This window comes from Afifella marina DSM 2698 (assembly GCF_900102695.1).
GTDB lineage: Bacteria > Pseudomonadota > Alphaproteobacteria > Rhizobiales > Afifellaceae > Afifella > Afifella marina.
This window is the reverse complement of sequence record NZ_FMVW01000003.1, coordinates 285,763-308,619: the sequence shown is the minus strand read 5'-3', so window position 1 is coordinate 308,619 and position 22,857 is coordinate 285,763. Positions and strand designations below refer to the sequence as shown.

Below are 22,857 nucleotides of genomic sequence, written 5' to 3'. Positions count from 1 at the left end.
CGGCCCCCTAGCGACCTGATCTTATTGAAGAATTACCCTGCCAAACGGATACGAGCCCGTCAACAGCGAGCCGCTGCGGCAGAGTACCCAAAAGCGCCTGAAACTGGTCTTCGAGACCGAGCGCCTTCATCACCACCGCCGCTCCGGCGGAGGTGAGGCCGGAGAAGGTCCCCTCGTCCTTCTCCCAGTCATTGAGTGGCAGATCGGCAGAGACGTTGCGCTCTGCCGAAAGCCACGCTTTGGCTTCGTCTTCACCCCCGACGGCATCGATCAGGCCGTTTTCGACGGCCTGACGCCCGGTGAAGATGCTTCCGTCGGAAAGCCGGCGCGCCGCGTCGGGCTGAAGGTTGCGGCGCTCCGCCACGAGGCCGACGAACCAATCGTACGAGCTGTCGATGACCGACTGCACCATGGCGAGCGCTTCCGGGCTCGGCGTCTCGAACGGCGTCGGCTCGCCTTTCAGCGGGCTGCTTTTCACTTCCACATAATTGACGCCGAGCTTCTCGAGCAGGTCCTGGACCGTCGCGAATTGCAGGATCACCCCGATCGAGCCTGTCAGGGCCGTCTCGCGCGCCAGAATATGATCGGCGCCGATGGCCGTCATATAGGCGGCAGAGGCCCCGAGACCCTCGATCGTCGCGACGACGGGCTTCTTCTGAGCCGCATCGCGCACGGCCTTATAGAGGGCCTCGCCACCGGATGCAGCGCCGCCGGGTGAATCGATGCGCAGGATGATGGCTTTCACGCTGTCCGTGTCGGCCGCCTGCTTCAGGAGGTCCACTGCGTCGGGACGTGTCGGGATGAAGCCTTCCACCGAGATGCGTGCGATCTGGTCGCCGGATCCGCCGACGACACCGGATTGCCGCACGAAAAATGCCACGGCGACGATCGCCACGACGAAGGCGACGACCCGCCAGAAACTGGCGCGACGCCGCAAACGACGGCGCTCGATAAGATCCTCAGTGTCCATCCGGTACTCCCTTCCGGGCGAGGTAGCAGCAGCCAGACACCGCCGCAAGCGCTCCCATGCATTTCTGTCCGCTACATATTCGTCAATATGCAAGCGTCGCAGCGTTGGAATGTTGGGGCCTTCCGCCCCGACGATGTGGCATCGGCGCGATGCTGTCGTTAAGCTTCGCGCATGCCGATCGCTTCCGCCACAAAAACCGCTCCGGTGTCGTCTCCGGAGCCCCGCCCTGACGAGCCTGCCCTCAAGGAGGCGCCAGCGCCGAAGCTGACGCCGATGATGGAGCAATATATCGAGATCAAGGCGGCCAATCCGGATTGCCTCCTGTTCTATCGCATGGGCGATTTCTACGAGCTCTTTTTCGACGATGCGGAGAAGGCGTCGCGCTGCCTCGGCATTGCGCTGACGAAGCGCGGCAAGCATCTCGGCGAAGACATTCCGATGGCCGGCGTGCCGGTGCACGCGGCCGACGATTACCTGCAGAAGCTGATCGCCTCGGGGTTCAGGGTTGCCGTCTGCGAGCAGACGGAAGATCCGGCAGAAGCCCGGCGCCGCGGCTCCAAATCCGTGGTTCGGCGCGAGGTGACGCGGCTCGTCACGCCGGGCACGCTCACCGAAGAGACGTTGCTCGACGCAAGGCGCAACAACTTTCTGGCGGCCGTCGGCCGGATCCCGGCCTCCGATGGCGAGGCCCCGGCCCATGCGCTCGCCTGGATCGACATTTCGACCGGCGAGTTCTGCGTCACAACCGTGCCGGCGGGCGGGCTCGAGCGCTGTCTTGCCCGGCTCGAGCCGAGCGAAGTGCTCGTCGTCGACAGGCTGGCGAGCGATCAGGCGCTCTCAGCGGCCGTCTCCCTCGTCGGGGCCACTTTGTCGCCGCTGCCGGCCTCGTTTTTTGAGCCGGGGACGGCCGGCGCACGCATCACGACCTATTTCGGCGTCGCCTCTCTCGATGGCCTTGGCGATTTCTCGCGCGCCGAGACGGCGGCGGCTGCCGCGATTCTCGCCTATGTGGAAAAGACCCAGATCTCGGCGCGTCCGCCGATCGCGCCGCTCCGCCGCGAGCATGATGGCGCGGCGATGCGCATCGATGCGGCCACCCGGGCCAATCTGGAGCTCTTCCGCACGCTGCATGGCGAGAAGAAGGGGTCGCTGATCGAGGCGATCGACCGCACGGTGACGCCCGCGGGCTCCCGTCTTCTCGCCCAACGTCTGGCGAGCCCGTTGACCGATCCGGCCGCGGTCAATCTTCGCCTCGACAGCGTGGCGACGCTTCTTGAGGAAGACGCGCTCAGAACCAGAATGCGGCGCATTCTCAGTGAGGCACCTGATCTTCTGCGCGCCCTCACGCGCCTGACCCTGGACCGCGGCGGTCCTCGCGATCTTGCCGCTCTCTCCTCCGGCCTGCGGGTCGCTCTGTCTTTGTCGGATCTCTTGGCCGAGATCGATTTACCCGCAGAATCAGAGCTTAAGGAGATCGCCGGTGTTCTCTCCGAGGCGCCTCGGGAATTCAGTCAGTCGGTCGACTCAGCTCTTGCCGAGGACCTGCCGCTCCTCAAGCGGGACGGTGGCTTCGTGCGGGCGGGCTTCTCTCCCGACCTCGACGAACTGCGGCTTCTCCGCGATGAGAGCCGTCGCATCATTGCCTCGCTGCAGAAGGAGTACAGCGAGGCGACAGGCGTGCGCGGGCTCAAGATCCGCCACAACAACGTGCTCGGCTATTTCGTCGAGGCGAGTGCCGCCCAGGCCGCACCTCTGCAGAAAGAGGAATCGGGCTTCATCCACCGGCAGACACTTGCCAACGCGATGCGCTTCACCACCCCCCGGCTCGGAGAGCTGGAGCGGGAGATCTCCTCCGCCGCCGATCGGGCGCTTGCGATCGAGCTGCAGATCTTCGCCGATCTCGCGCAGGCGGCGGCAGCGCTTGCCGGCGATATCCGCCGGACGGCCGAGGCACTGGCCGCCCTCGATGTCGCCGCAGGCTTTGCCGAATTCGCGGCGGCGGAAAACTGCGTTCGCCCGCATATCGACGCAAGCCGCGCCTTCATTGTGGAGGAGGGGCGCCATCCGGTGGTGGAGCAGGCGCTCCGCCGCTCGGGCGACAGTTTCGTCGGCAATTCCTGCCAGCTGGGCAACGCAGAAGACGAGACGGGCCGCATCTGGCTCGTCACCGGCCCGAACATGGCGGGCAAGTCGACTTTCCTGCGCCAGAACGCCCTCATTGCGATCCTCGCCCAGACCGGCGCCTATGTCCCGGCGAAATCCGCGCATATCGGTGTCGTCGACGGCCTGTTCTCGCGCGTTGGGGCGGCCGACGATCTCGCCCGCGGCCGCTCCACCTTCATGGTAGAGATGATCGAGACGGCGGCGATCCTCAATCAGGCGGGCCCCGGCGCCCTCGTCATCCTCGACGAGATCGGGCGCGGCACGGCAACGTTCGACGGCCTTTCCATCGCCTGGGCGGCGGTCGAACATCTGCACGAGCAGAACCGCTGCCGGACGCTCTTCGCCACCCATTATCACGAGCTCACCGCGCTCTCCGGCAAGCTTCCCCGCCTCGACAACGCCACGATGCGGGTGAAGGAATGGAAGGGCGATGTGGTCTTCCTGCACGAGGTCGTGGCCGGCGCTGCCGACCGATCCTACGGCATCCAGGTCGCAAAACTCGCCGGTCTGCCCGCGCCGGTCATCGCCCGTGCGCGCATCATCCTCGACCGGTTGGAGGCGGCCGACCGCAAGTCCAGCCCGGCGGAGTTGTTGAACGACCTGCCACTCTTCGCCGCAAGGCCGGCGCGTGTCGAGATCGATGAAGAAACCACGAAGCTGTTGGCTTATATTGACGGGCTCGACCCGGACGAGCTCAGCCCAAGGCAGGCTCTCGACCAATTGTTTGAACTGAAACGCCTGCGTCGATCGGCAAAGACATGAGCGTCACTGAGACCGAACTCCGTTCTGCAATAGATCTCGACTTTTCCCGTTATGCGGATTTGCCGATCGATCCCGCGCGACTGGCGGAGGTGTTTGGTGCGCCTATCGTCGAAGGCGATCCGGCGAGGCCCGAGGCGCGGACGCAGCTTCTTACGGGGCTCAAGGCCGCCCTCGGCGAAGCGCGTGCCAAAGTGCGCGAAGATCTGGAGGCAGACGGCAAGGGGGTTAGGGCCGCACAGAGGCTTTCGACCTTCTTCGATGCCATGATCGTGGCGCTCGTCGATTTCGGCGGCCTCGTTTATCCGGCGAGCAATCCCTCCTCCGCCGAGAGGCTGACGGTTGCCGCCGTCGGCGGCTATGGCCGCGGCACGCTTGCGCCCGGCTCCGACATCGATCTGCTTTTTCTGTTTCCCTACAAATCCACGGCCTGGTCGGAGAGCGTGACCGAATTCGTTCTCTACATGCTGTGGGATCTTGGCCTCAAAGTGGGCCACGGGACCCGCACGGTGACGGAATCGATCCGCATGGCCAGGCAGGACATGACCGTGCGCACGGCGCTTCTGGAAGCGCGCTTTCTCTGCGGCGAAGACAGTCTGTTCAAGGATCTGCAGGAGCGCTTCAACAAGGAGGTGGTTGCGGGCACGGCACCGGAATTCATCGCCTCCAAGCTCGCAGAGCGCGATTCGCGGCACGCTCGCATCGGCACGTCACGCTATCTGGTGGAGCCGCATGTCAAAGAGGGCAAGGGCGGTCAGCGCGACCTGCAGACGCTCTATTGGATTGGCAAATACGTCTATCAGACGCATGCCGGCGGCGAGGCCCTTGTCGAGGCGGGCCTCCTGAGCCGTGCCGAAAACCGTCTCTTCCGCAAATGCGACGACTTCCTCTGGGCCGTGCGCTGCCATCTGCACTTCATCACCGGCCGGGCGGAAGAACGCCTCTCTTTCGATCTCCAGCCGGAGCTCGCCCGCAGGCTCGGCTACACCCGGCATCCCGGGCTCAAAGCCGTCGAACGCTTCATGAAGCATTATTTTCTTGTGGCGAAGGATGTGGGCGACCTGACGCGCATCGTCTGTGCGGCTCTCGAAGAGCGTCAGCAGAAGAAGGAAGCGCGCCTCAACCGTCTCCTGCGGACGTTCAAGGTGCGGCGGCAGGAGGCCGCTTTCCTCGGCGACTTCTATGTCGAGAACAACCGGCTGCGTGAGCGCGACGAGGGCGTCTTTACCCGCGACCCGGTCAATCTCATCCGCGTTTTTCAGTATGCCGCGGAAGGCAGCCACGCCTTCCATCCCGACACGGTGCGCCTCATCACCAAATCGCTCCGACTGATCGGTCCGGATCTGCAGAAGGACCCGGAGGCGAACCGGCTCTTCCTCTCAATTCTCTGTTCGGGCGAGAATACGGAGGTGGTTCTGCGGCAGATGAACGAAACCGGCGTGCTCGGGAAGTTCCTGCCGGAGTTTGGGCGCATCGTCGCGATGATGCAGTTCAACATGTATCACCACTTCACGGTGGACGAGCATCTGATCCGCACGATCGGAACGCTGGCTACACTGGAAAGCGGGCGTCTCAGCGAAGATCTGCCCCTGTGCACCGATTTCATGTCGGAGATCCCCGACAAGACGGTGCTTTATGTGGCGCTTCTTCTGCACGACATCGCCAAGGGGCGGGTGGAGGATCATTCCATCGCCGGCGCGCGCATTGCGCGAAAGGTCGGCCCTCGGCTCGGCCTGACCGCGCAGCAGACGGAAACCGTCGCCTGGCTCGTGGAACAGCATCTGACCATGTCGATGACGGCGCAGTCTCGCGACCTTGCCGATCGGCGCACCATCATGGATTTCGCCAAGGTGGTGCAGACGACGGAACGTCTGAAGCTGCTTCTGATCGTCACCGTCTGCGATATCCGCGCCGTCGGGCCCGGCGTCTGGAACGGCTGGAAGGGTCAGCTCCTGCGCACGCTCTACAACGAGACCGAGCTGATCCTGACGGGCGGCCATTCCAAGATTGCCCGCAACGAGCGCATCGCCCGCGCCCGCGCCGAGCTGTCCGCCAGGCTTTCCGATTGGCCGCAAGAAGAGCGCGAAAGTCTGCTCGAACTGCATTATCCGGCCTATTGGCTGCGCACGGCGCTCGAAGATCAGGTCCGGCACGCCGAGTTCATCCGCCGCACGGGTGACGGCACCCGGCCTTTCGCCCACGAAGTGACGGTGCGCGATTTCGAGGCCGTGACCGAGATTTCCATCCTGACGCCCGACCATCCGCGACTTCTCGCTTTGATGGCCGGGGCGTGCTCGGCGACGGGCGCGAACATCGTCGACGCGCAAATCTTCACCACCACGGACGGTCGCGCTCTCGATACCATCGTCGTCTCCCGCGCTTTCGAGGCGGATGCGGATGAGAGGCGGCGCGCCGAGCGGGTCGCAGCCCTGATCGAACAAGCGCTGGCCGGGCATGTGCATCTTCCCGACATGCTCGCCAAGCGGCGCGAAGGTCCGGCCAAGCAGGATGCCTTCACCATCGAGCCGGACGTCAAGATCGACAATTCTCTGTCCGATCGGTTCACGGTGATTGAGATCGCCTGTCTCGATCGCATCGGGCTTCTCTACGATCTGACGAGGGTGATCGCCGATCTCAGTCTCGACATCGCCTCCGCCCACATCGCCACCTTCGGCGAACGCGCGGTCGATACGTTCTATGTGACGGATCTTCTCGGCCAGAAGATCACGGCGCAGGCGCGCCAGAAGCGCATCCGCCGCGAGCTCGTAGCGATTATCGAAGGTGCTGCCGCGGACGCGGCGGCCTTGGCCGCCTCTTGAAGGGCGGCCTTCTTGCCTCTCGTCTTTCCCACGCGCTTTTCTCCACAATGAGCCGCCGCCCGTGAGTCTCGTCAAAAAATTCGTCTCTGTCGGCGGCGCAACGCTCGCCAGCCGGGTTCTCGGTTTTGTCCGCGAGATGCTGATCGCTGCCGCCCTCGGCGCCGGGCCGGTGGCGGACGCCTTCTACGCGGCGTTTCGTTTTCCGAACCTGTTTCGCCGGCTTTTTGCAGAAGGCGCCTTCAACGCGGCTTTCGTGCCGCTTTATTCGCGCACGCTCGAAGGCGACGGGGAGGATCGGGCCCGCCTGTTCGCCGAGGACGTGCTGGCGGCGCTCATGTTCGTGCTTCTAGCCCTCACCGCCCTCGTGATGGTGGCGACTCCGCTCATCGTCACCATTCTGGCGCCGGGCTTCCGCGAAGATCCGGCCAAGTTCACCCTGACGATCGAGCTCTTCAGGGTGATGTTCCCCTATCTCGTCTTGATGTCGCTGACGGCGATGGTGACGGGCGTCTTGAACGCCCATCGCACCTTTTTCATCCCCGCGCTCGCCCCCGTCCTTCTCAACGTGACGACGATCGCCGCACTCGCCGTCACCTTCTTAAAGGACATGAGCGGCCCCGAGGTCGGCCGCATCCTCTCCTGGTCGGTGCTGGTGGCGGGTGTTCTGCAGCTCGCCATGGTCGCCTGGGCGGCGCGGCGCATCGGTTTCCATATGCGCCTGAAGCGGCCGAGGCTGACACCGAGTGTGAAGCGGCTTCTCTGGCTTGCTGCACCTGCCGCCGCCGCCGGCGGCATCACGCAGATCAATCTCTTCATCGGCCAAATCATTGCCTCCACCAAGGCGGGCGCCATCTCGATCCTGCAATATGCCGACAGGCTCTATCAGCTGCCGCTGGGTGTGGTGGGCATCGCGATCGGCGTCGTCCTTCTGCCGGAACTGTCGCGCACCTTGAAGGCGGAGCATTTTCGCGAGGCGACGCATGTGCAGAACCGTGCGCTCGAATTCGCCTTCTTCCTGACGTTGCCGGCGGCCGCCGCCCTCATCGCCATTCCCGAAACGCTGGTGAGCGTCCTCTTCGAGCGCGGAGCCTTCTCCGTGGAAACACGCGAGGCGACGGCCGCAGCCCTTCGCATTTTCGGTTTCGGCCTCCCCGCCTTCGTTCTGGTGAAGGTGTTCACGCCCGGCTATTTCGCCCGCGAGGACACCAAGACCCCGATGATGTTCTCGGCCATTGCCGTCGCGATCAACGTCGCGCTCGCTCTGACGCTCTTTCCGATTTTCGCCGAGGCGGGGATTGCGACCGCCGAGGCGGTTTCCGGCTGGACCAACATCACGCTGCTTCTTCTGACGCTGCGCCGTCGCGGCCATTGGACCGTCGACAACGTCGTCCTGCGCCGGACGCCGCGCATTGTCGCAGCATCGGCCGTTCTGGGCGGTGTGCTCTACGCCGGCGCCTTCTGGCTGGCGCCTCTGATGGCGCCGGGCGAACCCTTCCTCGTGCGCTTTGGTCTGCTGCTTGGCTTATGTGCCGTCGCGGCCACGGTTTACTTCGCCGTGGCGCATCTGATCGGTGCGGCCGACCTGCGCGCGCTCGCCGGTCTCCTGCGGCGCAGGGCTGCGTGAAGCGGCCTTGCGTGGTGGTGATCGAGCGGCGATAACGGCATCCCAAATTCCCACCGTTTCCTTCGGACATACCCCATGACAAGCCATCCACACCGTGTCTTTTCCGGCATGCAACCGACCCATTCGCTGCATCTCGGCAATTATCTCGGAGCCATGGTGAACTGGGTGAAGATGCAGGAGACGCACGATTGCATCTATTGCGTCGTCGATCTCCACGCCATCACCCTGTGGCAGGATCCGAAGGAGCTTCGCTCCAACATTCGCGAACTGACCGCCGCCTATATCGCCGGCGGCGTCGATCCCGAGCGCTCGATCATCTTCAATCAATCGGCCGTGGCGGCTCACGCCGAACTCGCCTGGGTCTTCAATTGCGTCGCCCGCATGGGCTGGCTCAACCGCATGACGCAGTTCAAGGAGAAGGCGGGCAAGGACCGTGAGAACGTCTCCACGGGCCTCTTCGTCTATCCCAACCTGATGGCCGCGGACATTCTCGTCTACCGGGCAACGCATGTGCCGGTCGGCGAGGACCAGAAGCAGCATCTCGAACTCGCCCGCAACATCGCGCAGAAGTTCAACAACGACTTCGCCGAATCGATCGCCGCCCACGGCTTTGCGGAGGAGTTTTTCCCGCTGCCGGAGCCGTTTATCACGGGGCCCGCGACGCGCGTCATGAGCCTGCGTGACGGCACCAAGAAAATGTCGAAGTCGGATCCTTCCGATTATTCGCGCATCAACATGACCGACGACGCCGATGCGATCGCGCAGAAGGTGCGCAAGGCTCGCACCGATCCGGAGCCGCTTCCCTCCGAGCTCGAGGGGCTCAAGGAGCGCGCCGGCGCCGAAAACCTCGTCGGAATCTATGCCGCGCTCGCCGGCACCAGCAAGGAAGCCGTGCTCGCGGAATATGGCGGCCAGGGATTTGCGGCCTTCAAGCCGGCGCTGGCCGATCTTGCGGTCGCCCGGCTCGCCCCGATCGCGGACGAAATGCGGCGCCTCCTCGCCGATCCGGCCGAGATCGACGCGCTTCTCGCCCGTGGCGCGGACCGGGCGCGGGCCATTGCCGATCCGATCATGGACGAGGTGAAGGACGTGGTCGGCCTCTTGCGGCCGCATGCCAAGAGTGGGCCTGCCGCATGACGGCGATCCCGCGCTTGCTGACAGCTCCCGCCAATGGCAGCATGAGCGCATGATGCGGCCGAGACGCGCCCGGGCAGAGGGCCACAAGCGGAAATTCCTGGTGGTGATCGACGACACGCCGGAATGCGTGCGCGCGATGCGCTATGCCGCAAAGCGTGCGGAGCGCACCAACGGCGCCGTCACCATGCTCTTCGTCATTGAGCCTGGTGATTTCCAGCACTGGCTGGGCGTCGAAGAAGTGATGCGTGCCGAAGCCATGGAAGAGGCGGAGAACATTCTTGGGCGCTTCGCCTCGCGCATGGCCGATGTGTCGAAGATCGAGCCCGAGCTCGTCATTCGCGAAGGCAAGCGCGCCGACGAGATCCGCAAGCTCATCGAAGAAGACGAGGATATCGCCATTCTCGTGCTCGCCGCTTCCGGTGGCTCGGAGGGGCCGGGCCCGCTCGTCTCCTCGATCGCGCAAAAAGGCGGCCTGGCGTTTCCGATCCCCGTGACGATCGTCCCAGAGAACCTCTCAGACGAGGTGATGGACGAGATCGTCTGAAGACGATGTTCCTGCTTTGATCGCGAGCCTTCCGCTCGGGAAGAACAAATCATAAACACTCACCAACATCTTGAGACGTCGGACGTTCTTTATCTCGAATTGTGAGATTTCCACAGCTTTACCACAAGCTGTGGAAGGTCTCTTTGGGCGTCAGCGCCGCAACTGCCCGCCTGTTGCCTTCTCGACGGCTTGGACGACGCGGCTCGAAACTGCCTCGATCTCCGCTTCCGTCAGTGTCCGGTCTTCAGGTGTCAGCGTCACTTCGATGGCGATCGATTTATAGCCTTCGCCGATCGCCGCGCCCCTGAAAACGTCGAAGACATTGACCTGGGTAATCAGGCTCTTTTCTGCGCCCTTGGCTGCGCGCACCAGCTTTTCTGCCGGAACACTGTCTTCGATGACGAAGGCGAAGTCGCGCCGGACAGTCTGATAGCCCGAAATCTTCAATGCCGCGCGTGCGGCACGCTGCGATTTAGGCACCGGAATGGCGTCGATGTCGATCTCGAAGCCGACGAGCGGCCCCGAGACGTCGAAGGCTTCCAAAACGTGGGGATGAAGTTCGCCGAATGTCGCGAGCTTGTTCTTCGGGCCGAGCGTGACCGTGCCGACACGTCCCGGATGGTACCAGCTCGGGCCCTCTGCCTGCACCTGCACCTTGTCGACCGGCGCGCCGAGAAGTTCGAGAGCCGCGAGCACGTCCGCCTTGGCGTCGAAGAGATCGACGTCGCGCGGGGCCTGAAGCGCGCTGCGCGGCCCGGTCACGCCGAGACGGATGCCAGAGGCGTGGAGGCGTTCATCCTCCGGCCTGTCGCCCGGATAGACCTGTCCCACCTCGCAAAGCGCCTGTGTTTCCGTGCCGCGATCGGCGTTCCTGGAAACGGCCGCGATCAGTCCCGCAAGCAGCGACGGCCGCATGTCGGAAAGCTCCGTCGAGATCGGATTGTCGAGGGCGAGAAGGTCTTCGCCGCCGCCGAAAAGACGCGCCTGATCTGACGGCAGGAAGGACCAGGTGACGGCCTCGTTGAAGCCGCGCGACGCAAGCGCACGGGCAGCCTTGAAGCGGCGGCGCTGCTGCACGGAAAGCTTCGGCTTGGTGACGGCCTCCGTGCGCGGCAGCATGACATGAGCGATTTTCTCAAGCCCGTGGATGCGCACGATCTCTTCCACGAGATCGGCTTCGCCATTCACGTCCGGACGCCAGGAGGGGATCGACGCGACGATCTCCTCGTCGGTCCCGGCAACGGCGAAGCCGAGGCTTTCCAGAATATCGACCTGGGCCCTGGGTGCGATCTCCACGCCCGCGAGCGTCGTCACGCGGTTCATGCGCAGACGCGCATTGGCGTTTCGAAGCGGCGCTTCGCCGGCGATCACGATCTCGGAGGCTTCGCCCCCGCACATCTCGAGGATGAGCCGGGTGGCGATTTCAGCGCCGGGCTCGGTGAAGGCCGGGTCGATGCCGCGCTCGAAACGGTAGCGCGCATCGGAAAGAAGGTTGAGCTTGCGGCCGGTGGAGGCGGTGCGGATCGGATCGAAATAGGCCGATTCCAGAAACACGTCCGTCGTCGTTTCGCTGACGCCGGACGCCTCGCCGCCCATGACGCCGGCAAGTCCTTCAGGCCCGGAATCGTCGGCGATCACCGTCATCGTCCCGTCGAGCGTATAGGTGCGCCCGTCGAGCGCCTCGATGGTTTCGCCGGGCTTTGCCAGGCGCGCATGGATCGTGCCTTTGACTTTCGCGGCATCGAAGACGTGCAGCGGCCGGCCATAGGCGATGGTCATGTAATTGGTGACGTCGACAAGCGCCGAGATCGGGCGAAGCCCGATGGCCCGCAGCCGCTTTTGCATCCAGGCGGGAGAGGGGCCGTTCTTAATGCCGCGGATATAGCGGCCGACGAAATGCGGGCACGGGCTCGTATCGCCGTCCGCGAAACGGAGTTCGACGCCGATCGGGCTCTTGAAGGCTCCCTCGACCGGTGTGGCATCGAGCGGCTTCAGCGTGCCCATCCCGGCCGCGGCAAGATCGCGGGCGATGCCGTAGACGCCGAGAGCGTCGGGCCGGTTCGGGGTCACGCCAATATCGATGACGGGATCGTCCAGTCCCGCCCAGGTCGCATAGGGCGTGCCCACCGGTGCGTCGTCGGGAAGGTCGATGATGCCCTCATGATCGTCGGAGAGCATCAATTCGCGTTCCGAGACCAGCATGCCGTTCGAGGCCTCGCCGCGCAGATTACCGGCCTTGAGCTCGATGCCCGTGCCTGGAACGTAAGAGCCCACGGGCGCGAAAACGCCGATCATTCCGCTGCGGGCATTGGGTGCCCCGCAAACCACCTGAATGGCCTCGCCCGTTCCCGGATCGACCTGACAGACGCGCAGCCTGTCGGCGTTCGGATGCTGCTTGGCTTCGAGCACCTTCGCGATGACGAAGGGCTTCAGCGCATCGGCCGGATTGGTGAGGCTTTCAAGCTCGAGACCGATCATGGTGAGCTTGTCGGCGATCTCCTCCGCCGAGGCGTCGGTGTCGAGGAAGGAATTGAGCCAGGAGAGAGTGAATTTCATGTTCGTCTTCGTCGCGATCGTTGCCGATCCCTAGACGCCTCTGCCGCCCCAAGCAAGGTCGGCAGGCAGGCGAGGTGTCGCGACAGCAACGAAGAGCGACGCAGAAGCGCTGGTCGTCGGCGTTCGGGAACGCCCGATCCGTGCCGGGGAGAGCCTCTCTGTCATCATGAAAACCGGCGCCGCACGCAGGCGGCGCCGGTTTTTCGTTGTTCGTGGGACCAGGAGACAAATCTCAGTGCGCGTATAAGCTCGAGTTTCCGCTCTCCGCACCAGCGCTGAAACGCCGGCGAAGGCGGTCGAACTCTGCCGCCCTGTGCCTTGGGCCTCAGGCGGCCTGCGCCGTCTCCAGAAACTTCGAGATGTCGCCCTGCAGCCGGCCGAGCTCCCGGTCGAGCGTGTCCTTCGCCATCTTGACCCGATGAGCGACACTGGCGGCGTCCGTCGTGGAGGAATTGAGGATCTCCATGCTCTCCACCACCGAACGTGCGTTGTCCGCGGTCTGATGCACGTTGTTGGCGATATCGGCGGTCGCCGCGTTCTGCTCTTCGACCGCAGCCGAGATTGCCGTTGCCGTCTCGCTCACTTCCTCGATGATGCGGCTGATGTCGCCGATGGAAGCTTCCGTCTCCTGCGTCGCAGCCTGGATGGCGGTGACGAGGCTGACGATTTCCGTCGTCGCCCTCGCGGTCTGGCCGGCGAGCGCTTTCACCTCCTGGGCGACCACGGCAAAGCCTTTGCCGGCCTCGCCGGCGCGTGCTGCCTCGATCGTGGCGTTGAGAGCCAGGAGATTGGTTTGCGATGCGATCTGGTTGATGAGATCGACGACGTCGCCGATCTGGCGCGCATGCCCGGCGAGACCAGAAACCGATTGTCTCGTCGTCTTGGTGCCGATAACGGCGCTTGAGACGATTTTCGCCGAGCGTCCGGTATGTTCGGCGATCTCGCGGACGGAGGCTGCGAGCTCTTCGGCTGCAGCCGCTCCTGCCTGCATGTTGGAGGCCGTCTGCTCGGCCGCGGCCACCACCTGCGTGGCAAGCGCGCTCGCCGAACCGGTCGTGCCGTCGAGCGTCTCGGCACTCGCTGACAGGTCGAGATTTGCCTGGCGAGATACGGAGAGGCTTTCTTCCACGGCGACGGAGAAGGCCGAAATCGCGTCTGCGAGCACTGCCCCGCGGCGCTGGCGCTCTTCGATGAGAACCTCTTCATAGACGGAGATGGCGATGTCCATGTCGAGCATCACCGCCTTGTTCATCGTGGTCAGCCATTGATTGCCGGTGCGCCGGCCGATGCGGCGCAGCGACGTGATATGGCGGACGAGCTCATTGAGAACGAAGGCATAACCGCCGATATACCAGCGTGGCTCGAGCCCGATTTTGTGATGAATGAGGCCGATGCGCCGGATTGAGGCGAAATAGGCGTCGTCGAAGGCCCCGGAAAAGAGGTGCCCCCAATGCCCCGCCTGGAGGCCCACCAGCCTCTCCTGCTTGTTGCCCATCATCGCTTTGAGATGCGGGACCTTGCCGACATGGTCGTAGAAGCGGTGGATGATTGCGGGCAGGGCTGTTTCGATCAGCGGCCACATCGCGTGCAGCTGATCGCGCTCCGCTTGCCCGATGTTGAGAAAGGCGAGCCGCTCCCGCAGCGCGGATTCTGTTTCCATAATGTCATTTCCCATCGCTCTCCGCCGGGGGGAAGGGCGGACTGCACGGGAAAATTGCACATCGATAGGTTGTGCGAAGCTTGTGGCGCGACCAGAGGGGGAGTTCTATTGGATCACTTCGAATAGACGGCGTCGACACGAACCGCTGCGCCGGTGCGAACGGTCCAATTGCCCACAGTGACGGTGTCCTCGGACGCCGATGAGGGAGCCGGTGCAGTCTGGCATGCTGCAAGGCCGAGGATCAGACAGAAGAGCGGGAGAAGCCGCACTCCCTGAGGCATCAACTCAAGCCTTCGGCAACGCTCGGCATGTCGAGCGAAGCAAAGCCGTAATGCCGGAGCCAGCGCAGATCCGCCTCGAAGAAGGCGCGCAGATCGGGGATGCCGTATTTCAGCATGGCGATGCGGTCGAGCCCCATGCCGAAGGCGAAGCCCTGATATTTTTCAGGGTCGAGACCGCCGGCACGGATGACGTTCGGGTGGACCATGCCGGAGCCCAGAATCTCCAGCCAATCGTCGCCCTCGCCGATTTTCAGCTCGCCGCCTTCCCAATGGCAGCCGATATCGACCTCCATGGACGGTTCGGTGAAGGGAAAATGCGACGGACGGAAACGCATCTTCACGTCGTCCACCTCGAAGAACGCCTTGCAGAAGGCCTCCAGCGTGCCCTTCAGATGGCCCATATGCGTGGTCTCGTCGATGACGAGGCCCTCGATCTGGTGGAACATCGGCGTGTGGGTGCGGTCGGAATCGGAGCGGAAGGTGCGTCCCGGCGCAATGATGCGGATTGGCGGCGTCTCGTTTTCCATCGTGCGGATCTGCACGGGCGAGGTGTGCGTGCGCAGCACCATGCGCGAGCCGTCTTCCTTCGGCTTCAGATAGAAAGTGTCCATCTCCTGCCGGGCGGGATGCTCCGGGGGAATGTTGAGCGCGCCGAAATTGTACCAGTCGTTCTCGATATGCGGCCCCTCGGCGACCGAGAACCCCATATCGGCGAAGATGGCGATCACTTCCTGCCAGACCTGAGTCGTCGGGTGGATGGTGCCGCGCTGTTCGGGACGTGCCGGCAGCGTGACGTCGATCGTCTCGCTCTTCAGCCGCTCCGTCAGCGCCTTCTCTTTGAGGATGCTGCGCCGCGCCTCGATCTTCTCGGTGATGCGCGCCTTGAGGCCGTTGAGGGCGGGGCCAGCGACCTGGCGCTCCTCCGGCGTCATCTTGCCGAGCCCTTTGAGGCGTTCCGAGACGACACCCTTCTTGCCGAGCGAAGCGATGCGCGCGTCTTCCAGCGCCGCCTCGTTCTCAGCGGTGTCGATGCGCTCGAGGATGTCGCGCTCCAGCGCGAGGAGATCAGTGTCTTCGGTCATGGTGGGAACCGCTCTAGCGTCATCGCGCGCCGGAGAAAAGACCTCTCGCCTTTCTGACGCAAGCGTCTGCCGTTCGGAAATCGCCGCAACGAAAAAGGGCGGCCCGTGGCCGCCCTTGGATATCGCATGCTTCGACCGGCGTCAGCGGACGGCGGCCTCGAACTCGTTCGGCGTATGATCCTTGAGATAAGCGAGAGCATCCTTCGCCTTGTTGGCGAGCGCCGTGAACGCTTCCGGCTCATGGATGGCGATATCGGACAGGACCTTGCGGTCGACCTCGATGCCGGCCTTGCCGAGCCCGTCGATCAGACGGCCATAGGTGAGACCGTTGAGGCGCGCAGCGGCATTGATGCGCTGGATCCACAGAGCGCGGAAATTGCGCTTCTTCGCGCGCCGATCGCGATAGGCGTACTGATTTGCTTTTTCCACCGCCTGCTTGGCGGCGCGGAAGGTCGATTTGCGGCGACCGTAATAGCCCTTCGCCTGCTTGATGACCTTTTTGTGCCTGGCGTGAGCCGTCACGCCGCGTTTCACACGTGCCATGATCCGCTCTCCTTAACGCTGGTAGGGCATGTATTTTTTGACGATCTTCGCATCCTGATCGCTGAGCACCATGGTGCCGCGCGCGCTGCGGATGAATTTCGTCGTGCGCTTGATCATGCCGTGGCGCTTGCCGGCGGCTGCCACTTTGACCTTGCCGGAGGCGGTAAATTTGAAGCGCTTTTTGGCGCCCGCTTTCGTTTTCATTTTGGGCATTTTGCTCTCCTTTCCATAAGGCAGAGGCCCCGCCGGATGCGGAGCCCATCCCTGATCGGCTCATGTATGAGCTTTCTGGATCGCCACGGCATGCCCAATCCGCCCGAAGGCAGATAGCCGGGCGATCCGGCAGGCGCGCTTATAGATAAGCGCCAAATCAAAGGCAAGGGCGCCGCCCCTGCCGATTTTCACGAGATGGTCACTGCGGCTCCGCGGAGCCGTCAGCCGCCGCAAGCCGATGATGCGGCGGCCCGGCAACAGACATGCCGAACGCCGCCATAACTCCGGCTCTCGCTCGAAAGAAGCCGCCCGACCGCCGCTCGCAGGCGAGATGGCCTTGCGGGGGCGTGGGGCCGGGTCTTTCGGTTATGCCTCGGCTGCCGCCTGAGCCGTCTGCCGATCGGTATCGTCCTCCGATTCCGCCTCGTTCGCCTCGTCGGCGTCGAGCTCGGGATCTTCGGCCTCCATCTCAGGCTCTTCGGCCTCGTCCGATGCATTGCCGTCCCGCTGCGCCGCGAGGCGTTCCTCGCGCTTGCGAGCCTTCTCGGCTTCCTTTTGCGCCTTCTGCAGAGCTGCGATTTTCCGCGGATCAGGACCCAGGATCATGATCATCTGGCGGCCTTCCATCTTGGGGGCATGTTCCACCCTGGAAAGGTCTTCCAACTCGTCACGAACCTGATTGAGGACTTGCAGCCCGAGTTCCTGGTGCGCCATTTCGCGCCCACGGAAGCGCATCGTCACTTTGACCTTGTCGCCGTCCTCGACGAAGCGCCGCGCATTGCGCATTTTCACTTCGTAATCGTGCGTGTCGATGTTCGGCCGCATCTTCACTTCTTTGACGTCGACGGTCTTCTGCTTCTTGCGCGCCTCAGAGGCCTTCTTCTGCGAGATGTATTTGAACTTGCCGTAGTCCAGAATCTTGCAGACGGGCGGTCGCTGATTGGGCGAGATCTCGACGAGATCGAGCCCCGCTTCCGCGGCGATGGCCTTGGCCTCGTCCGTGGAAATGACGCCGTGATTAGTGCCTTCATGATCGATCAACTGGATCTCGGGAAGCCGGATCTCGTCGTTGACGCGGGGCCCCTCCTTCACCGGAGGTGGCGCACGATGGGGTCTGCGAATGGTCAGCTCTCCTTATATAATTGCTGTCTTGCAGGCTTGGAGCGGGCTCGCAAGCCACGCTGGGTGGGCACAATAGCATTTCGAGACGTAAATCGGAACGCAGGGCCGAGAAAAACCTCATCGAAACAAGGTCGCAGGGCCAACCCGCCGGGATCTGTCTTAGGTATTTTCGCCTCTCGACAGAACTTCTTCGTAAAGCGCCAGCGTCTCCCGGGTCATCGCATCGAGGGAAAAACGCGACGCGTGGGATCTGGCGCGTCGTGCCAGATCGTCGATCTCCAGATGGGTAAGGGAAAGGGCGTGGTCAAGGGCTTCGGCAAGTGCCGCGGCGTCGCCCGCCGGCACGCGCCAGCCGGTTCTCTCCGCCTCTCCGGCCTCCGGCGGGGCGAGGACCGTCTCCCGCGAAGGGCCGAGATCGGTGACGATGGCCGGGACGCCCATGGCTTGTGCCTCCACCGCAAAGCGCCCGAAGGCTTCCGCCTCGACGGACGCGACGACAGCTACGGAGGCGAGCGCAAGCGCTGCCGGCACGTCGTCGCAATGACCGGGAATGCGCACGCGTTCGCTGAGCCCCGCCTCCGAAACCTGCCGGCGCAGCCCGGCGAGATACGCTTCTCGGCCTTGTGCGTCGCCGGCCAGAACGAGGACAAAATCCTTGCTTTCTGCAAACCGCGCCGCCGCCTCGATCAGGGTGGGCTGACCCTTCCATTGTGTGATGCGTGCGACATTGAGGATGACGGGCTGCTCTGCGGGCAGGTCCCACGCCTGGCGCAACGCCTCGATGCGTGCCTCCGGCACCGCCACCGGGTCGAAGCGGGCAAGGTCGGTGCCTCGGTAAATCGTGCGGATGCGTTCCCGCGGCGTGCCGTGGCGCTGCATGATGATGCGGGCGGTGAAATCGGAATTGGCGATGACCTCCGTCCCGCGCGCCATCACTGAATTGTAGAGGCCTTTGACGGCGCCGTTCTGATTGTAGATGCCATGATAGGTGGTGATGAAGGGCACGCCGGTCATGCGGCAGGCGAGAAGCGCCGACCAGGCGGGCGCACGGCTGCGGGCATGAACGAGATCGACCTTTTCCTTGCGGATCAGCGCGGCGAGCCGGCGGGCATTGGCGGCCATCACGAAAGGGTTCTTCGAGGCGACCGGCAGCCGCACCACTTCCCCGCCCTTCGCCTGCAGCTCTTCTTCCATGCGCCCGCCTTCGCTGGCGACGAGGGCCCGCCCGCCCGTTTCGACGACGGCCGCGGCCATGTCGACGGCGGTGCGCTCTGCGCCGCCGGTTTCGAGCTGGGGGATTACCTGCAGGATGGTCTTTGACATGAACGAAAGCGGCTGTGGACGGGTTGACGCCGGCACGGGCTCGGCGCACCTCCTGCGCCATAGTCCACAGCCGAGCTGCGAGGAGCGAGACTTAGAATGACGGAGACTGACTTGCAAAGCCTCGCCGTCGGGGAGGGGAAAGAAAAGCGCCGCATCGCCGTTTTGAGGCGCAATGGCCGCAGCTCCGACGGAGGCCTGCCCGGAGTTTTCTGGCTCGGCGGTTTCAAGTCCGACATGCGCGGCTCCAAGGCCGCGGCCCTGGACAGATGGGCCGCGGAGAGTGGTCACGCGGCGACCCGTTTCGATTATTCCGGTCATGGCGAATCGGAAGGGGCCTTCCGCGACGGCACCATTTCGCGCTGGCTGGAGGAGGCGCTCGCCGTTTTCGAAACCTTCGCCGAAGAGCCACAGATCGTCGTCGGCTCCTCGATGGGTGGATGGATCGCCCTCCTTCTGGCGAAGGAACTGGCAGAGCGCGGCGAAACGGACCGTCTTCAGGGCATGGTCCTGATCGCCCCCGCCGTGGATATGACCAAGGCATTGATGAGCGACCATTTCGGCGAGGCGGAGCGGGCGCAGATGGCCGAGAAGGGCTTCATCGAACAGCCTTCCGATTATGCTGCCGAGCCCTATATCCTGACGCGAGAGTTGATCGAGGACGGCGAAAAGCATCTTTTCGGCGATAATCCGATCGAGATCGGGTGCCCGGTGCACATTCTGCAGGGGATGCGCGATACCGATGTCCCCTGGCGCCATACCGAGGCGCTTCTCGACCGACTTTGCTATGACGATGCGATCCTGACGCTGGTGCGCGATGGCGACCACCGTCTGTCGCGGCCCCAGGATCTCGCGCGGCTCGTTGCCGCGGTGGAGGCGATGGCCGCCGAACAGGCCTCCGACAAAGGGTGATGAGGGGCCCCAAACCCCTGCTGACGTTGGACAAGAGTGCGGATTCGTGCGACTGGAAGGCGATGGAGACAGAGGTCAAAATCTGCGGTTTGACGAAGCCTGAAGACATCGACGCGGCACTCGCTGCCGGTGCCGATTGGATCGGCTTTGTCTTCTTCGCGAAGAGCCCTCGATCGCTCTCGGTTGCGCGCGCGGTGGACCTCGCCGCACCTGCACGAGGTCGTGTGGGCATCGTCGCGCTGACCGTTGATGCGCAAGACGATCTCATCGACGAGATTGCGCGCGATCTGAAGCCCGATTTCATTCAGCTGCACGGTTCGGAAACGCCGGAGCGTACGGCGGAAATCCGCTCACGCTTCCATCTGCGCACGGTCAAGGCGCTCGGCATCGGCGAGCGTGCGGATCTCGACAAGGCGTCGCTTTACGCCGGTCATGTCGAGCGTCTGCTTCTCGACGCGCGCCCGCCGAAAGACGCGACGAGGCCGGGTGGCAATGGCGCGGCCTTCGACTGGCGGCTCCTGGAGGGCTTTGAGCCCGGTATGGCCTGGTTTTTGTCGGGCGGCCTCAATGGCGACAATATTGGCGCCGCTTTGGCGGCGACGAGCGCGCCGGCCGTCGATGTATCCTCCGGTGTCGAGCGGGCGCCGGGCGAGAAGGATCCGGCCGAAATCGCTCGTTTCGTCGCGGCGGTGCGCGCCCATGATGCGCGCTGCGAAGGAGCGGAAGATGCAAGGCCTGCGGCGAATGCCGCCCCGGTCGCTGCGGCCTGAGCAACGTTTGACTGTGAAGGTATTGCCCTGATGGCTGAGCCAGCAATGAAGCCCAATTCCTACCGCACCGGCCCGGACGAGCGCGGTCATTTCGGCATTTTCGGCGGCCGGTTCGTCGCCGAAACCTTGATGCCGAATATCCTCGAGCTCGAAGAGGCGTATGAGAGCGCCAAGGCCGATCCGGAATTCAAGGCCGAGCTTGCGCATCTCGCCAAGCATTATTCCGGCCGACCGAGCCCGCTTTATTATGCCGAGCGGCTGACCGAGCATCTGCGCGAGGAGGCTGGCGCCGGCCGCGGCGCCAAGGTCTATTTCAAGCGCGAGGAGCTCAACCATACGGGCTCGCACAAGATCAACAATTGCCTTGGCCAGATCCTGCTTGCCCGCCGCATGGGCAAGACGCGCATCATCGCCGAAACCGGCGCCGGCCAGCATGGCGTCGCCTCGGCGACGGTGGCGGCGCGCTTCGGCCTTCCCTGCACGATCTATATGGGCAAGACCGATACGGAGCGGCAAAAGCCGAACGTCTTCCGCATGCGCCTTCTCGGCGCCGAGGTGAAACCCGTCACCGCCGGCGCCGGCACCTTGAAGGACGCCATGAACGAGGCGCTTCGCGACTGGGTTACCAATGTCGAGGACACCTATTACATCATCGGCACGGCCGCGGGCCCGCATCCCTATCCCGAGCTCGTGCGGGATTTTCAGGCGGTGATCGGCAATGAGACGAAGGACCAGCTTCAGGAGCTGGAAGGCCGGCTCCCGGATGCGCTCGTGGCCTGTCTCGGCGGCGGCTCGAATGCGATCGGGCTTTTCCATCCCTTCCTCGATGACCCGGCCGTTCAGATCTACGGCGTCGAAGCCGGCGGCCATGGTCTCGAGGTGGAGAACGGTCATGCCGCCTCACTGAACGGCGGCTGGCCTGGCGTCCTCCACGGCAACCGCACCTATCTTCTCCAGAACGAGGACGGCCAGATCCTCGAAGGCCATTCGATCTCCGCCGGTCTCGATTATCCGGGAATCGGGCCGGAGCACGCCTGGCTGAAGGAGACGGGCCGCGTCACCTATGTCTCGGCGACCGACCGCGAGGCGCTCGACGCCTTCCAGCTGTGCACCCGCCTTGAAGGCATCATCCCGGCGCTCGAACCGGCCCATGCTCTGGCCCACGTGCTGAAGCTTGCGCCGCAGATGGACCGTGACCAGATCATCGTCATGAATATGAGCGGGCGCGGCGACAAGGACATCTTCGCTGTGGCCGAGCATCTCGATATGGAGATCTGAGGGGGGACGATGACCTATTTTGAGATCTACCGTTCGCTGCAAAATCGCGACCACTACGTTGCCATCCGTGCCGGCGACCATCGCGAGGAGGCGGAAGGCGTTCGCAACAGCGAAAACCTCGTCTTCCTCCGCAACATTCCCGACGACGAAAATCCGCGCATCGCCTTCGATGCGGAAGTCGCGCGCGAGCATATCGACCGCAACGGCTTCTTCGCTTTCGCCGTGACCATCGAAGTGAGAGACCATGTCAGCTGAGATGTCTTCCGGCGGCCGGATCGCGCGCCGCTTTGCGGCCGTCGCTCAGGAATTGCGGCCGGCCCTTGTCACCTTCGTGACCGCCGGCGACCCCGATCTTGAAACAAGCGCGCGCATTCTCGCCGCTTTGCCCAAGGCCGGTGCCGACATCATCGAGCTCGGCATGCCCTTTTCCGATCCGATGGCCGATGGTCCCGCGATCCAGGCGGCGGGCCTTCGCGCCCTCAACGCCGGGCAGACGCTGAAGAAGACGCTCGCCCTCGTGCGCGATTTTCGCGAAACCGATGCCGATACGCCGATCGTGTTGATGGGTTATTTCAACCCGGTCTACCAATACGGGCCGGAGAAGTTCGTCGCCGATGCCTGCGCGGCCGGGGTCGACGGGCTCATCGTCGTCGATCTTCCTCCGGAAGAGGATGACGAATTGTGCATCCCGGCCCTGAAGGGCGGGCTCAATTTCATCCGGCTTGCCACGCCCACGACCGATGACAGACGCCTTCCGGCAGTTTTGCAAAACACCTCCGGCTTCGTCTATTACGTCTCGATCAACGGCATCACCGGTTCGTCCGCTCCCAAGACGAGCGAAGTGGCGGCCGCGGTGGAGCGCATCAAGGCGCATACCGATCTGCCGGTCGCCGTTGGTTTCGGCGTCAGAACGCGCGAACAGGCAGCCGCCATCGGCCGCACCGCCGATGGGGTCGTCGTCGGCTCTGCGATCGTGCAGGCGGTCGCCGGAAGCTTGGATGAACAAGGCCACGCGACCGACGGCACGGTTGCCGCCGTCGAGGCGCTGGTGCAGGAGCTGGCCGAGGGCGTGCGATTCGCACGCCAGATGGCCGCCGAATAGGA

Annotated in this window: 17 protein-coding genes and 1 pseudogene; 10 read left to right on the top strand and 8 right to left on the bottom strand. The window is 64.0% G+C overall.

The genetic code is table 11. The features are described 5' to 3' along the window. Window positions 1-7: 7 nt before the first annotated feature. Entirely contained in the window at window positions 8-970 is a 963-nt protein-coding gene (gene sppA / locus BLP76_RS09295; RefSeq protein WP_092811880.1) for a signal peptide peptidase SppA, read from the bottom strand. Between the two features lie 171 nt (window positions 971-1,141). On the opposite strand from sppA, the gene mutS reads away from it, so the two are divergent. The 5 genes from mutS to BLP76_RS09270 all read left to right on the top strand — a co-directional run bounded on the left by mutS (window position 1,142) and on the right by BLP76_RS09270 (window position 10,016). Further along, window positions 1,142-3,895, top strand: a complete 2,754-nt coding sequence (gene mutS / locus BLP76_RS09290) for a DNA mismatch repair protein MutS (RefSeq protein WP_244514518.1) — start codon at window positions 1,142-1,144, stop codon at window positions 3,893-3,895. Further along, window positions 3,892-6,711 (top strand): [protein-PII] uridylyltransferase, encoded by a 2,820-nt coding sequence (locus tag BLP76_RS09285; RefSeq protein WP_092811878.1) that lies wholly within the window; start codon window positions 3,892-3,894, stop codon window positions 6,709-6,711. The genes mutS and BLP76_RS09285 overlap by 4 nt, the downstream gene beginning before the upstream one ends. Window positions 6,712-6,772: 61 nt before the next feature. Further along, on the top strand, window positions 6,773-8,335 hold the full coding sequence (gene murJ, locus BLP76_RS09280) for a murein biosynthesis integral membrane protein MurJ (protein WP_092812121.1): 1,563 nt from the start codon (window positions 6,773-6,775) through the stop codon (window positions 8,333-8,335). Window positions 8,336-8,410: 75 nt separating this feature from the next. After that, on the top strand, window positions 8,411-9,472 hold the full coding sequence (gene trpS / locus BLP76_RS09275) for a tryptophan--tRNA ligase (protein WP_092811876.1): 1,062 nt from the start codon (window positions 8,411-8,413) through the stop codon (window positions 9,470-9,472). A gap of 49 nt (window positions 9,473-9,521) precedes the next feature. Next, window positions 9,522-10,016 (top strand): universal stress protein, encoded by a 495-nt coding sequence (locus tag BLP76_RS09270; RefSeq protein ID WP_092812119.1) that lies wholly within the window; start codon window positions 9,522-9,524, stop codon window positions 10,014-10,016. A gap of 150 nt (window positions 10,017-10,166) precedes the next feature. Here the strand turns inward: BLP76_RS09270 and pheT are convergent, their stop codons facing one another. The 7 genes and pseudogenes from pheT to BLP76_RS09230 form a co-directional block, all read right to left on the bottom strand. Continuing rightward, window positions 10,167-12,572, bottom strand: a complete 2,406-nt coding sequence (gene pheT, locus BLP76_RS09265; RefSeq protein ID WP_092811874.1) for a phenylalanine--tRNA ligase subunit beta — start codon at window positions 12,570-12,572, stop codon at window positions 10,167-10,169. A gap of 325 nt (window positions 12,573-12,897) precedes the next feature. Then, entirely contained in the window at window positions 12,898-14,232 is a 1,335-nt protein-coding gene (locus BLP76_RS09260; RefSeq protein WP_092811872.1) for a globin-coupled sensor protein, read from the bottom strand. Between the two features lie 280 nt (window positions 14,233-14,512). Further along, entirely contained in the window at window positions 14,513-15,595 is a 1,083-nt protein-coding gene (gene pheS / locus BLP76_RS09255) for a phenylalanine--tRNA ligase subunit alpha (protein ID WP_092811870.1), read from the bottom strand. A 141-nt stretch (window positions 15,596-15,736) separates the two neighbouring features. Then, window positions 15,737-16,138, bottom strand: a complete 402-nt coding sequence (gene rplT, locus BLP76_RS09250) for a 50S ribosomal protein L20 (RefSeq protein WP_092811868.1) — start codon at window positions 16,136-16,138, stop codon at window positions 15,737-15,739. 12 nt (window positions 16,139-16,150) lie between these two features. Continuing rightward, window positions 16,151-16,351 (bottom strand): 50S ribosomal protein L35, encoded by a 201-nt coding sequence (gene rpmI, locus BLP76_RS09245; RefSeq protein WP_092811866.1) that lies wholly within the window; start codon window positions 16,349-16,351, stop codon window positions 16,151-16,153. Between the two features lie 591 nt (window positions 16,352-16,942). Further along, window positions 16,943-17,473, bottom strand: a pseudogene (gene infC, locus BLP76_RS09235) (translation initiation factor IF-3); the annotation flags it as partial. 159 nt (window positions 17,474-17,632) lie between these two features. Then, a complete protein-coding gene (locus BLP76_RS09230) occupies window positions 17,633-18,796 on the bottom strand; it encodes a glycosyltransferase family 4 protein (RefSeq protein ID WP_092811860.1) in 1,164 nt (387 codons plus the stop codon). 96 nt (window positions 18,797-18,892) lie between these two features. On the opposite strand from BLP76_RS09230, the gene BLP76_RS09225 reads away from it, so the two are divergent. From BLP76_RS09225 to trpA, 5 genes are all read left to right on the top strand, one after another. After that, entirely contained in the window at window positions 18,893-19,705 is an 813-nt protein-coding gene (locus tag BLP76_RS09225) for an alpha/beta hydrolase (RefSeq protein ID WP_092811858.1), read from the top strand. Between the two features lie 62 nt (window positions 19,706-19,767). Next, on the top strand, window positions 19,768-20,475 hold the full coding sequence (locus BLP76_RS09220) for a phosphoribosylanthranilate isomerase (protein WP_092811856.1): 708 nt from the start codon (window positions 19,768-19,770) through the stop codon (window positions 20,473-20,475). Between the two features lie 30 nt (window positions 20,476-20,505). Then, window positions 20,506-21,753 (top strand): tryptophan synthase subunit beta, encoded by a 1,248-nt coding sequence (trpB, locus tag BLP76_RS09215; RefSeq protein WP_092811854.1) that lies wholly within the window; start codon window positions 20,506-20,508, stop codon window positions 21,751-21,753. 9 nt (window positions 21,754-21,762) lie between these two features. Next, window positions 21,763-22,008, top strand: coding sequence for a hypothetical protein (locus BLP76_RS09210; protein WP_092811852.1), 246 nt, complete (start codon window positions 21,763-21,765; stop codon window positions 22,006-22,008). Continuing rightward, a complete protein-coding gene (gene trpA / locus BLP76_RS09205) occupies window positions 21,998-22,855 on the top strand; it encodes a tryptophan synthase subunit alpha (protein WP_244514517.1) in 858 nt (285 codons plus the stop codon). The genes BLP76_RS09210 and trpA overlap by 11 nt, the downstream gene beginning before the upstream one ends. The last annotated feature ends 2 nt before the right edge of the window (window positions 22,856-22,857 follow it).